Genomic DNA, 13,302 nt, shown 5'->3' on the forward strand with positions numbered 1-13,302 from the left:
CTGCAGACTCCGCCATGGTCCGTCGCCGGTTCCCGAGCGGTCGGTGCTCGCCGTGGTTACGAAAGTCCCCGCTTCCGGTCGTAGCGGTTTCGCGCCGCAGCGAGGCCGCACGCGTACAACGCGAGGACGCTGGCGAGCAACAGGTAGTAGAGCGGCGGCAGCGCGCTCATGCCCAGTGGCGGGCCGAGCGGGGTGAGCGGCAGCAGTACTCCGACGACCGCCAGACCGGCCGCGGCCGCCCGGAGCGGTCCGCCCGAGCGGCCCTCCGCGGTCCGCCGGCCGGTGCGCAGCAGCAGCATCACCAGGGCCTGGGTGAGGAGGTTCTCGGTGAACCATCCGGAGTGGAACGCCGCCTGGCCGTCCGTCCGCGAATCGTGCAGAGCAACGGCGAGCACGGCGAAGGTCGCCAGGTCGGCGGCGGCGTTCAGCAGCCCGAACCCGGTGATGAACCGCAGGAAATCCCGCGGACGCAGCACCGTCGGCCGCCTGAGCACGGAGGACGCGGGACGGTCGAAGGCGAAAGCGAGCTGCGCCGCGTCGAAACACAGGTTCTGGACCAGCACCTGTGCCGGAAGCATCGGAAGGAAGGGCAGCAGCAGACCCGCGGCCAGCATCGCGATCACGTTTCCGAGATTCGAGGAGAGCGTGATGCGCAGATACGTGGCGATGTTGCCGCTGCTGCGCCGGCCCGCGGTGATCGCGTGGTCTATGGCACCGAGGTCCTTCTCGGCGAGGACGACATCGGCGGTCTCCCGCGCCACGTCGACCGCATTGCGCGGGCAGATGCCGACATCGGCGGCGTGCAGGGCCGGCAGGTCGTTGACACCGTCACCGAGGAATCCCGTGGTGCGGCCCGAGGTCCGTAGGGCGGCGACGATCCGGGCCTTGTGCGCAGGGGTGCAGCGGGCGAAGACGGTCGCGCGGTCGGCCGCGCGGGCGAGCTCCGCCGCGGACAGTGCGTCGACCTCCTCGGCGGAGACGACCTGCCCCGGATCCAGCCCGAGATCCCGGCAGGCGCGGGCCGCCGTGCCCGGGTGGTCCCCGGTGAGCACCTTCACGGCGACACCACGGCGTGCCAGTACCTCCAGGGCCTCGGCAGCGCTCGGCGTGAGCGCGTCCCGCAGGGCCACGAAGCCGAGGAAGTCCAGCCCGTGTTCGTCGGCCGGTGTGTACGTACCGAGCCGTGCGGGCCGCTCGGTACGGGCGACGGCGAGCAGCCGCAGCCCTCCGGCTGCCTCGCGCGCCGCCACCCCGGCCAGCCGCTCGCGTTCCTCCGGATCAAGGTCGCACCGCTCCAGGACCGCCTCCACCGCTCCCTTGGTCACCAGCACATGGGTGCCGAGTCCGCCGGGGAGCCGGACGACCGCGGTGGAGAGGCGCCGCACCGGATCGAAGGGCAGCGCGGCCACCGCGTCGTACGACCCGACAGCGGTACGAGGGGTTCCGCCGCCCGTGCGGGACAGCGGGTCCTCCAGCTGCTCCGAGGCGTCCAGCACCGCCTCGTCGAGGGCGTCGGGCGCCGGAAGGTCGGCGAGCTGAAGCGTCCACATCGCGTTGACCGCCGCCCAGTGCAGCGCCTGCGCATCGGGTTCCCCCGCCCGGTCCAGCGAGCGGTCGACGACGGGCCGGTCCTGGGTGAGGGTGCCGGTCTTGTCCAGGCAGAGCACGTCGATGGCGCCCAGGTCGTGCAGCGCGGGCAGCCGTTTGACGATCACCCCGCTGTTCCGTGCGAGCTGCGAAGCGCCCCGGGCCAGCGCAGTGGTGACGATGACCGGCAGCATCTCGGGCGTCAGTCCCACCGCCACCGCGACGGCGAACGGCAGCGTCTCCAGCCCCCGCCCGCGCAGTGCGGCATTGGCCATCAGAACCAGCGGCGGGGTGAGCAGCATGAACCGGATCAGGGTCCAGGAGATCCCCTGCACCGACCGGTCGAACGCGCTGGCCCCGCGGCGGTGTGCCGACCGGTCGTACGCCGCGGCGAACCGGGTGTCCGCGCCGGTCGCGACCACCACCGCCGTTCCGCTGCCGGACGCCACGCTGCTGCCCTGGAAACACAGCTGACGCTGGGCGAACACGCCCGCCGCTTCGTCGGGCACGCTGTGCAGCGCGGCCGCGGCCCCCTCCCGCTGTCCGGCGTCCGCGGGATGTTTCCCGACGGGCGCGGACTCCCCGGTGAGGGCGGACTGGTGCACGGTGAGGCCGCTCGCGCGCAGGAGCTGCACATCGGCCGGTACGAGGTCTCCGGGACCGAGCCTGATCACGTCACCCGGCACGAGCTCGCCGATGGGTATGTCGCGGGCCTGCGGCGCCGCGTCGGGGTCGTTGCGGCGCAGGACCGTCGCGGTCGTCGCGACCAGCTCGCGCAGTGCGGCCGTCGCCCGGTCGGCGCGGTGCTCCTCCGCCGACCGCAGCAGACAGCTGACCACCACGAGCACCAGCGTCACGGACGCCGTACCCCACGCGTCCACCGCGGCAGAGACCAGCCCGAGGCAGAACAGTACGGAAGTGAAGGGGTCCCTCAGGGTGCGCACGAAGCGCAGCGGCCAGGGGACCGGGCGCCAGGCGGGGAGGATGTTCTCGCCGAACCGGGCCAGCCGTTCCTCGGCCTCCGCCTCCACCAGTCCCCGTGGCCCGCTGTCCAGTGAACGGAGGACCTGGAGCGAGGTCGGGGCGGCGGGCGGTCGTGCGGTCGCCGGGGGGCCGGCGGTGGCGCCGGGCATCGGTACGACGACACCCGGCCGGTCGCCCGTCCCCGCCGCGGCAGCGTTCTCAGGCACCGAGCTCATGGAGCCGTACCGGTTGCGAGGCCGGGTAGCCGGCCCGCTCCGCGAGCTGGCCGACCATGAGCCGCACGACCGTCACCACATCGGGGTCGTCGACCAGGTACACCTGCCGGCGGCCCTCGCGCCTGGAGCGGACGAGACCGGCCAGCTTCAGCTTCGTCAGATGCTGGCTCACCGACGGCAGCGTGCCGCCCACCCGCTCGGCGAGGCCCGTCACATCGCTCTCGCCCTGGGCCAGCGCCCACACGATGTGCAGTCGGGCGGGCGTCGCCAGCAGACCGAAGGCGGCAGCCGCCTGGGCCAGCACCTCCGCGGGTGGATCCTGGAAACCGCCGCCGGCACCTGTCGACACTCTTGTACTCCCGTCCGCGTGGGCCGACTCCTCGCACCCGAGGGGACCAGTGTAGGCGCCGGACGCGGCGAGCTTCCGGGGCGAGCCGTCATCGGCCGACGGTGCGCTGAGCACGCTCGGCGCGATCCCGTCCTGTCCGTTCCGCGGAGAGACGCTTGCCCCTACGTGACCGGTGCGCAAGGCTTACACGTAAGTGGGGCACGGGGAACGTATGAACGGGGAGGAACGGAATGGCACTGGACAGGGGACTCGACTGGCTCCTTGACGATCTCACCAGCCGGGTGGAGCAGATACGGCACGCCCTGGTGCTGTCGAACGACGGCCTGGTGACCGGAGCGAGTACAGGTCTGGCCCGTGAGGACGCGGAACATCTGGCGGCGGTGTCGTCAGGGCTGCACAGCCTCGCCCGCGGTTCGGGACGGCACTTCCGTGCCGGAAAGGCCCGGCAGACCATGGTGGAGTTCGACGAGGCACTGCTTTTTGTGACGGCAGCAGGGGACGGCAGTTGTCTGTGCGTGCTGAGTGAGGCCGAAGCCGACGTGGGTCAGGTGGCGTACGAGATGACGCTGCTGGTCAACAAGGTCGGGGAGCACCTCGGTGTGGCGGCGCGGCAGGACGGGAGCGCCGGAATCAACCGGATCTGATCAGACCACCGGATCCGAAGAGACCCACCGGATCTGACGAGACTCACCGGGTCCGACGAGACCCACCGCTCAGCGCTGCCGCCCGGCCCGGGAGTTATCCACAGGCCGGGCGGCAGTCGTTCACCCCGAGCTACCGTGGTCACGGAGAGTATTCGGATCTCGCGGGGGAGAATCGTCATGCCGGTATCGGATGCGGTACGCACGAACGGCACCCACACGGTCGCCGCAAGCCGGGCGGCTGCGGAACTTGTCTTGAAACGAGGGGAGTTCGAGCTGGCCGTACACCTGGGAATTCTCCGGGTGGAGGCGGGGCGCAGCGGTGGGCGGCCCAGGGTCCGCCAGGAAGAGATCGACCGGCTCAGGTCGGAGGACGGCTTCCCGGGGACTCTGCGGGAGCGGGTGCGCACGGTGGGGACGGCGGAGGGCGCCCGGCTGCTGGGAATCAGCCCGGTCCGCTTCACCCGGCTGGCCCGCGCGGGATGTGTCACACCGGTCGCGCTCTATCTCAACCGCTACCGGGCGGTGGTGTGGCTCTATCTCGCCCAGGAACTGGGCGGCCTCGCGGCCCGCTCACCCGAACTGCTGGTGGGCAGGAGTCCGGCCTGGATGCGCGACCGGCTGGACTCCGGTACGGACTGCCGCCCGCGCAACTGGCGCTCACGGCGGATCGAACGGCTGCTGACCCTCACCGGCGATCCCTGGGCGCGTGCGGCGGTCGTGGCCCAGGCGCTGGACCCTGCCCAGTTGGCGGAAGTGGTCGACGACCCGTACGAGCGCGCCTACCTCGCCAGGGTCCTGCCCGAACCGGTCTTCGGGCAACGGGGATCGTCGGTCACGCGGGACGCGTTGGCGCGTCTGATGCTCGCCGATGAACCGGACGAGATCCTCTGGCGGCGGGTCAACCTCATCATGGAACTGGACAGTGCCCGCGAGCTCCGCCAGGCGCCACGCCCCGGAGACGAGCCGCGGCCGGGTCTGGACGCGCTTGGCCGACTGCCCGTATCGGCCGAGCCTTTCGAGCCGGCTGAGCGAGTAGAACCGGCCGAACCGAGCGGATCAGTAGAACCTGGCGAACTGACGGAACCGACCGAACCGACTGGACCGACCGTACTTGGCGAACTGGGCGAGTCAGCTGTGACGGCCGAGCCGGCCCGCGATCCGGCTGGGCCTGTCGAACCGGCCGCGCAGGGAGGCTCCGTCGGCCTGCTGGCCAGGCTCCGGCTGCGTCGGGGGAGTGGAGGTCGGCACCCTCGGATGCGTGCGGGCCGCGCAGCTACCCGCTCCGCCGGGCGCGTTACGCCCGGCGGGCACCGTCCGCTCGCCGGGCCGCGGGGAGGCCCGCAGCGGGAGGGTGCCGCGGGGAGGGAATAAGGGCTCGCGAACGGAGGTCGGAGCGGGCAGTCTTTGCGCCATGTTGATCAGGGAAGCAACCACCGGGGACTGGCCGGCCGTGTGGCCGTTCTTCCACGAAATCGTCTCCGCGGGCGAGACCTTCACCTACCCCCTCGACCTGGGGGAGAGTGACGCCCGTGATTGGTGGCTCGTCAAGTCGCCGAACCGTGCGGTCGTCGCGGTCGCAGACGACGGGACGATTCTGGGTACGGCGAAGATGAACAGAAACCACATGGGCAACGGCTCCCACATCGCGAGTGCCAGCTACATGGTCGACCCCCGGCACACCGGACGCGGCGTGGGGCGGGCCCTGTGCGAGTACACGATCGACTGGGCCCGCACGGCCGGGTACCGCGCGATGCAGTTCAACGCCGTGGTGCAGACGAATACCGCTGCGGTCGGGCTCTACCGCTCGCTCGGCTTCGAGGTCCTGGGCACGCTGCCCGAGGGCTTCAACCACCCGAAGCAGGGGTTCGTGGGGCTGCACATCATGCACCGACGGCTCTGACCGCCGATATCCGGCGTACGGATCCGACTTCTGGCCCCCATCGCTCGCTGCCTCACTCACTCGGTCGACCGGCGGGATGGAGGGGGCCCGAGCGATACGGTCCGGTGCCATGCGCTTACTTCGCGCCACCGCCGGGTCGGCCGACGCCCGTCGATGGTGTCCGGCATGTCCCAACCGGCGACGATGTGCCGTCAGTTGTGACGTCGAATGGTGTGTGGGGCGGGTGCACATACGGGGGACGGGGGCAGTACTGTGCGCCCCACCGCCATTCGGGCGATGAAACATTTGCGGAGGAACAATCCATGACCATACCCAGGAGATCGCTGCGTGCCGCGGGAACCCTCGCTGCCGCTGCGGTTGTCGGCCTGACCGGCGTGGTACTTACCGCCGGCCCGGCCGCAGCTCACACCCCCACCTGGGACGTGACCTGTACCGAAGTGAGCCTTCACCTGACCGCCTACAACGACAAGGTCACCAACCAGGTGACCGTGACCGTTGACGGTAAGGAGCTGCTGCCGACGGAGAGCTTCGGTAAGGGGCTCGACAAGACGATCGACCTGCCCGAGCACGACAAGGCTCTGACGGTGCACCTGTCCGTCAAGGCCGGTGACGGCGACCAGTACTCGAAGGAAGACACCAAGCAGGCGCCGGTGTGCGAGGGCAAGACGCCCACACCGACGCCGACGCCTTCCGAGACGAAGCCGTCGGAGACGCCCACCACGGCGACTCCCAGCCCGACCGACACCCCCAGCGACAGCCCCAGCGAGTCCGCTTCGTCGTCTGCGCCCGCCGCAGCCACGCCGAGCCCGAGCTCGCCGGACCTGGCCGAGACCGGTTCGTCGTCCGCCACCCCCATCATCGGTGGTGCGGCTGTCGCCGTCCTGCTGGCCGGTGGCGGCATCATGTGGTCCGTGCGCAAGCGTCGCACCGCTCAGCACTGACGTAGTCCGGCGGTCCGGGCGCGTTGAGTGCCCGGCGGTCCGGACGAGGGGCGTGCCGCATCGCGTTCGGCGTGGTGGCACGCCCCTCAATGCTGTCCGCCCGGACCTGCCCGCCGCCTCTGCCGGCCGACGGATTCACCGGTTCCGCTGTGTCCCGGTGTCCCGGTGTCCCGGTGGACCGGAGGGGACGTGGGCGGCGCAGCCGGGCCGATCTCGCACCAGACCGCCTTCCCCTCGCCGCGGGGCTCGATGCCCCACCGCGTGGCGACGGCGTCCAGGAGGAGCAGGCCCCGTCCTGAGGTGGCTGTCTCACCCGGTGTCCGGCGTCTGGGCCATACGCTGGAGCGGTCTTGTACCGACAGCCGTACCCGCCGCACCGGTTCGGGCAGCACCTCCAGCGTGAGCACCGCTCCGCCCTCCGTGTGCAACAGCACATTCACCAGCAGTTCCCCCGTCACCAGCTCTGCATCGTCCGCGAGTTCGGCCATGTCCCAGTCGGTGAGGGCCTGGCGCACGATCGTCCGTGCGTCGGAGAGCCCCTCCGGGTCGGCCTGGTGGATGTACTGATGCAGCCGGGGCGCCCGGGGCGAGCCCGGGTCCGGGCTGCGGCGCAGCACCAGCAACGCGACGTCGTCGCCCGATCCCCAGCGTTCCCAGAGCCGGTCCGACAGGTGATCGGCAAGCGCCTCCGCGCCCGCCGGACCCGCGCTCACCTCGTGGACGAGCGTGCGCACCCCCGCGTCGATGTCGGCGCCCGGCTCCTCGACCAGCCCGTCCGTGTACAGGACCAGCGTTTCGCCGGGGACCAGGTCGAGCCGGGTCTCGGGGAACTCCTCGTCCTCGAAATGGGTCGAGATGCCCAGGGGCAGGCCTCCGCGTACCTGCGGGCTGCCGACCCGGCCGTCCATGTGCCGGATCAGCGGACCGAAGTGACCCGCCCGCACCACCCGCACCGTTCCGGTGCCGAGATCGACCTGGGCGTAGGTACAGGTGGCGAACCGGTCCGTGTCCAGTTCGGCCAGGAACCGCGACGCCCGCGCCAGCACCGTCGAGGGCGGATGCCCCTCCCCGGCGTACGCACGCAGCGCGATCCGCAACTGGCCCATGATCGCGGCCGCATGCGTGTCATGGCCCTGTACGTCGCCCACCACGACGCCGAACCGGTCCCTCGGCAGTGGGATCACGTCGTACCAGTCACCGCCGACCTGACGGCCGCTCCACGCCGCGTGGTACCGGACGGCGATCTCTCCGCCCTCGATGTCATGGATCCGCCGGGGGAGCATCGTGGACTGGAGACCGGTGGCGAATTCCCGCTCCTCGTCGAAGAGCGTGGCCCGCTGGAGGGACTGGGCGACGATGGCGGCCAGCCCCAGACACAGATTGCGCTCGTCGGCGTTGAAGGCCGTGCGCTCGCGGTAGAAGAGCGCCAGCACCCCGAGTGGGCGCGCCTGCGCGACGAGCGGCAGGTAGGCCGCGGCCTGGAACTTCAGCTGCCCCGTATACGGTTCCAGCACCGGATAGCGTCGGGTGAGCGCGCCGAGCGAGCTCACGAAGCGTGGCCGGCCGCTGAGAACGGTGTCGGCCAGCGGGAACTTCCGGTCGAGGCGGCCCTGCCCCAGCTCGTCGATGACCTCCAGGGACTCGCCGCTCAGAGCGATGACATTCAGCGCGGCGTTGTCCAGCAGACCCAGCGCGAGCCCGTCGGCGCCGAGTCGGGCCAGCCCGCCCGGACCTGTCAGCGCGGCCGTCACATCGTCCACGGTCACCGCCCGCGACAACGCACTCGTCGTGCGTTCAACAATGTCGGTCTGGCGCTGACGGCGCTTTTCCAGTTCCAGCACGAAGGCCGAATGGGTGACTTCGGCCGTCGCGTCCCGCACCACCCCGATCACCCGGTGCGCCCGCCCGTCGGGGCCGCGCAGAATGCGCGCCTGGATGTGGGTCCACTGCTCGCTGTTCTCGTCGGTCGGGACCCGGAGGTGGACGCTGTACGAGCTGCGCCCGCTCTTGACGGCCTCCTCGATCGCCTCGTCGAGACGTATCCGTTCCGAGGGCTCCAGCCGCTCCACCAGGGACTCCGGCCGTGAGTCGAATGCGGCCGGGTCCAGGCCGAACACCAGCAGACCGGCCTCGTCGATGTCCAGCGTCCGGGCGTCGAGATCCCACTCGAAGCTCCCGGTGCGGTTCATGGCAAGCCGCTCCGCCGTCCCGGTGTCGCCGACGTGCGCCTTCTCGACCAGCGTGCGGGGGCGGGCGGGGATGATCGGTGGCCGGTCGTGATCGGTCATTCCTGCTCCGAAGATCGTCCGGCGGGGCTGCCGTCCTGCGTGACCCAATTGTCCGGTCGGTCGGGTGCGGCTGCCACAGCGGAGATTTCTCCGGACGCCGTCCGGGCCCCCGCCACGTGCCCGGGACACCCCCTCGTACCGGGGCCTCGGGGCCGCCCCGCACAATGGCAGCGGAAGGCCGTCCGTGACCGGCGGACCGGCACGTACTGGGGCTGACCGGAGCGCACGTATGAACCACGAGGATCCCGTCCTGCTGCACACCGAGGGGCGTGTCCGCCACATCACCCTCAACCGGCCCCGAGCCCTGAACGCGCTGAACCACACCATGGTGCTGCGCATGGCGGAAGCGCTCGACGCGGCGGAACGGGACGAGTCGGTTGCCGCCGTTCTGCTCACGGGGGCGGGGGAGCGGGGACTCTGCGCCGGCGGTGACATCCGCGCCATCCGCGACGACGCCCTGGCCGGCGGCGGGACCGCACGGGACTTCTGGCGCGACGAGTACCGGCTCAACGCCCGTATCGCGCGGTTCCCCAAGCCGTACGTCGCGATCATGGACGGCATCGTGATGGGCGGCGGTGTCGGTGTCTCGGCCCACGGCTCGGTCCGGATCGTCACGGAGCGTTCGCGCATCGCGATGCCCGAGACCGGCATCGGATTCGTCCCGGACGTGGGCGGCACCTACCTGCTGGGCAGGGCGCCCGGCGAGCTCGGTACACACCTGGCGCTCACCGGGGATGCCGTCGGCGCGGCGGACGCCCTGCTCTGCCGGCTCGCCGACCACTTCGTTCCCTCGCGAGAGCTTCCCGGCCTGATCACAGCTCTGGATGCCTGCGCCACGCCCGCGGACATCGCCGCCACGGTGGAGCGGTACGCCGTCGCGGCTCCCGGCGGCCGGCTGGCCGCACAGCGCGACTGGATCGATGCCTGCTACGGCGCCGGCACCGTCGAGGAGATCGTCGAGCGCCTCGCCGACCACGGGGTGCCTGCGGCGAAGGAGGCTTCGGTGACGATCCTGGCGAAGTCACCGACCTCACTCAAGGTGACGCTGGAGGCCGTCCGCAGGGCCCGGCGCCTCGACCGTCTGGAAGCTGTCCTCGACCAGGAGTTTCGCGTCTCGTCCACCGCCTTCACCCGGCCCGACATGGTGGAGGGCGTACGAGCCCAGATCGTCGACAAGGACCGTGATCCGCTGTGGAACCCCGCCGAACTCGCCGAGGTCACCGAGGCGGACGTGGCGCGGTTCTTCGCACCGCTGGGTGACGGCGAACTCGGTCTCGGCCCCGGAGCCCCTGCGGCTCGCTGAGGCGCCGCTCGGGTCAGAGGGCGTTCGGCCCGGTCACGGTACGGAACGCGATGCCCAGCAGGTCCGCGACGGCCCGGAAGTCCCCGGCGCGGTGGCCGGTGCACAGCGCCCAGTGGTGACCGATGCCCGTGGCGGACCAGGCATCGGTCCACTCGCCGGGATCGAAGCCGAAATCGACCCGGGAGGTCGTGTTGCCGATCTCCAGCAGGGGACCGGGCACGACCTCCCCCTCGGACGCGATCAGAACGAACGAGCCGTCGGCCTCCTGACCGATCCCGAAGGTGGTGACCGGCCCGTGGACGACGTCGAATTCGACGCTGACGCCCCAGCCCCGCTTGCCGTGGTACACACCCAGACCGCGCAGCAGCGGGTCCTTCGCGCTGATGGCCAGGTGGGCGGGGCCGTCGTGCCCCATCTCCACGACCCGGTCGCGGAAGTTGAGCGCCTGCAACTCGGTGAACGAACCGCCCGCCCCCATCGTGTCGGCGACCAGCATGGCGAGGCTGGTGCGCAGCTCGTACTCACCGGCCATCGGCACCCCGCGGGCGGTCAGCAGCGAGGCGCCCAGGATCATGCCTGCGCCCAGCCGTTCGTGCGTCTCGCCCTCCAGCCCCCGGTGGTAGTAGGCGAGGCTGTCGAGTGCGAAATCCTCCACCAGCCGGTCGAGACCCACCGAGACCCTGGCCGCCCAGGCGAGGTCGCCCTCGTCGACGGAACCGTCCAGGGTGAAGACCTCGCGGGCCAGCGCCACCCGTTCCGCGGTCTCCCCGTCCGTGACGGCCGTGACCCTGACCCGCAGGTCGTCGAACTCCAGGACCTCGACATGACCGCCGAACTGCGTGGAGACCAGCGTCATGTCGGTCGATACGTCGAGCATGCCCGGGTACAGGTGCCCCATCAGCCCATGGCGGCCGTGACGCAGGGCCCCGCGTACGCCGGCGGCCGAGATCCACCGCCGGATCCTGCCCCAGGCGTTCTCGTCACGCAGATGGCCGGAGACCGAGCGGAACGGGATGCCGCTGCGCCGGAACACATTGGCGACCTCCGGCAGCGGGCACTGACCGCAGTACGCCAGCCACTCGCCCGTGCCGGTGTTCGGATGGTCCATGGCCTCGGTCGGCTGGAGGTCGATCACCAGCACCGGTGTATGGGTGCGCTGGGCGATCGGCAGCACCATCGACGCGGTGAGGTACGTCGTCAGGAACGTCACCACCAGATCGCAGTCGGCCCGGCGCAACTGCTCCGCGGCCCTGGCCGATTCCTGCGGATCGGAGACGAAACCCGCGTCGACCACCTCGCAGCCCATCTCCTCGAACCGTGCGGTCACGAACCGGGCCGACTCCCGCAGTTGATCGAGAAGGCCGTGGAACTGCGGCCAGTACGCACCGAGCCCGCCCGAGACCAGGCCCACCCGGGTTCGGCGGCGCGACGTCCGTACAAGGGGACTGCCGGGGTCGGCGGCGCGGTCGTCAGACATCAGTTACTGCCCTTTCTCGTAAGCGTTCCTCGGTCCGGTCCGGCTCTCAGCGGTCCGGCCCGGCGGAGGCCCGAACCGGGAGTGGTCCGGTCCGTGGGGGCCGGTCAGGCATCCGCCGGGACCGGCCCCGGGCTGAGCCGGGCCTCAGCGCGGTCCCAGTGCTGCCCGTTTCCCCGCGGTTCGTAGTGCCGCAACTCCTGCGTACGGGCGACCAGCCGGCGCACCTCGGCGAGGTCGCCCACCAGGCCGTGGGCGCGGGCCTGCAGCAGGATGTTGCCGAGCGCCGTGGCCTCGGCGGGCCCCGCCGTCACCGGCAGCCCGCTCGCGTCCGCCGTCCACTGGCACAGCAGCTCGTTGCGCGAGCCGCCGCCGACCAGATGGATCCGTGTCGGCTCGCGCCCCGCCAGCTCCGCGGCCCGCCGCAACGTCCGGCGATGGGCCAGTGCCAGGCTCTCCAGCACACACCGCACGTACGCCCCGGGGCTCCTCGGAGGCGTCTGACCCGTCCGCAGCAGATACGCGTCGATCCGGGACGGCATGTCGTCCGGCGCGAGGAAGGCCTCGTCATCGGGGTCGATCACCGCGGCGAACGGATCCGACGCGGCCGCGTCCCTCAGCAGCCCCGCCAGACCGCGGACCGGGCCCTCGCGGTCCCACGCCCGGCGGCACTCCTCCAGCAGCCACATGCCCATGATGTTGCGGAGGTATCGGACGGTGCCGTCGACCCCGCGCTCGTTGGTGAAGTTCGACGCCCGGGACTCCTCGGACAGCACGGGAGCGTCCAGTTCCAGACCGGCCAGCGACCAGGTGCCGCACGAGACGTAGGCGAAATCCGGCTCCGTCGCGGGCACCGCCACGACCGCCGACGCCGTGTCGTGCGAGGCGACGGTGGTCACCGGGGTCCCGATCGGCAGACCGGTGGCCTCGGCGACGTGCGCCAGCAGTGTCCCCGCCGGATCGCCCGGATCGCGCAGCGGCGGAAAGAGCGAGCGCGCCAGACCCAGCCGCCCGATCAGCTCGTCCGACCAGTCACCGAGGCGGGCATCGAACAGACCGGTCGTCGACGCGTTCGTGATCTCCGCACCCACCGACCCCGTCAGCCAGTGCACCAGCAGATCCGGCATCAGCAGCAGCGTCCGCGCCGCCTCCCACTGGGCGGTGGACCGGTGGGCCAGCAGCTGGAACACCGTGTTGAACGGCAGATACTGCAGCCCGCTGACCGCATACAGCTCCGCCGCGCCGCAGCCGTCCGGCAGCCCCTCCGACATCCCGCTGTTGCGCCCGTCCCGGTAGTGGAACGGCACCCCGAGCAGCGCCCCGTCGGCATCCAGCAGACCGTAGTCCACCGCCCAGGTGTCGATGCCGATGGAAGCGACCGGACCACTGCGCCCGGCCGCCCGCAGCCCGTCCAGCATCCCCTGGTACAGGGCCAGTACGTCCCAGCGGAGCCCGTCCGGCAGCCGCACCGGTATGTTGGTGAACCGGTGCGCCTCGCTCAGCACCAGCGTCCCGGGACCGACCCGGCCCGTCATCACCCGGCCGCTGGTGGCACCGAGGTCCACGGCGGCGAAGACGGCGTCGCCGGCCGGGTGGTCGAATGAGTTCACAGCCATG

At 71.4% G+C, this 13,302-nt stretch carries 10 protein-coding genes; 5 read left to right on the plus strand and 5 right to left on the minus strand.

Translation table 11 applies throughout. The annotated features are described in order from the left end of the window. Positions 1-56: 56 nt before the first annotated feature. Positions 57-2,786, minus strand: coding sequence for a magnesium-translocating P-type ATPase (gene mgtA / locus ACIQM0_RS15395; RefSeq protein ID WP_401286406.1), 2,730 nt, complete (start codon positions 2,784-2,786; stop codon positions 57-59). After that, complete coding sequence (locus ACIQM0_RS15400) at positions 2,770-3,135, minus strand: metalloregulator ArsR/SmtB family transcription factor (protein WP_363028225.1); 366 nt, start codon at positions 3,133-3,135, stop codon at positions 2,770-2,772. The genes mgtA and ACIQM0_RS15400 overlap by 17 nt, the downstream gene beginning before the upstream one ends. A 230-nt stretch (positions 3,136-3,365) precedes the next feature. Here ACIQM0_RS15400 and ACIQM0_RS15405 point away from each other — a divergent pair, with 230 nt between their 5' ends. From ACIQM0_RS15405 to ACIQM0_RS15420, 4 genes are all read left to right on the plus strand, one after another. Then, entirely contained in the window at positions 3,366-3,779 is a 414-nt protein-coding gene (locus ACIQM0_RS15405; protein WP_385037372.1) for a roadblock/LC7 domain-containing protein, read from the plus strand. A 252-nt stretch (positions 3,780-4,031) separates the two neighbouring features. Beyond that, positions 4,032-5,150, plus strand: coding sequence for a DUF6397 family protein (locus ACIQM0_RS15410; protein WP_401286407.1), 1,119 nt, complete (start codon positions 4,032-4,034; stop codon positions 5,148-5,150). A gap of 40 nt (positions 5,151-5,190) precedes the next feature. Then, on the plus strand, positions 5,191-5,679 hold the full coding sequence (locus ACIQM0_RS15415) for a GNAT family N-acetyltransferase (protein WP_401286408.1): 489 nt from the start codon (positions 5,191-5,193) through the stop codon (positions 5,677-5,679). Positions 5,680-5,981: 302 nt separating this feature from the next. Then, positions 5,982-6,620 (plus strand): LAETG motif-containing sortase-dependent surface protein, encoded by a 639-nt coding sequence (locus tag ACIQM0_RS15420; protein ID WP_401286409.1) that lies wholly within the window; start codon positions 5,982-5,984, stop codon positions 6,618-6,620. An 86-nt stretch (positions 6,621-6,706) separates the two neighbouring features. On the opposite strand, the gene ACIQM0_RS15425 is transcribed toward ACIQM0_RS15420, so the two are convergent. Then, entirely contained in the window at positions 6,707-8,908 is a 2,202-nt protein-coding gene (locus ACIQM0_RS15425) for a SpoIIE family protein phosphatase (protein ID WP_401286410.1), read from the minus strand. A 229-nt stretch (positions 8,909-9,137) separates the two neighbouring features. Between ACIQM0_RS15425 and ACIQM0_RS15430 the strand changes: the two genes are divergently transcribed. Next, on the plus strand, positions 9,138-10,211 hold the full coding sequence (locus ACIQM0_RS15430; protein WP_401286411.1) for an enoyl-CoA hydratase/isomerase family protein: 1,074 nt from the start codon (positions 9,138-9,140) through the stop codon (positions 10,209-10,211). Between the two features lie 13 nt (positions 10,212-10,224). Here ACIQM0_RS15430 and ACIQM0_RS15435 read toward each other — a convergent pair whose 3' ends face one another. Then, on the minus strand, positions 10,225-11,688 hold the full coding sequence (locus ACIQM0_RS15435; protein ID WP_401286412.1) for an arabinose isomerase: 1,464 nt from the start codon (positions 11,686-11,688) through the stop codon (positions 10,225-10,227). Between the two features lie 104 nt (positions 11,689-11,792). Next, on the minus strand, positions 11,793-13,301 hold the full coding sequence (locus ACIQM0_RS15440) for a rhamnulokinase family protein (protein WP_401286413.1): 1,509 nt from the start codon (positions 13,299-13,301) through the stop codon (positions 11,793-11,795). Position 13,302: the final 1 nt, after the last annotated feature.

It is taken from the genome of Streptomyces sp. NPDC091387 (assembly GCF_044756945.1).
Taxonomy (GTDB): Bacteria; Actinomycetota; Actinomycetes; order Streptomycetales; family Streptomycetaceae; genus Streptomyces.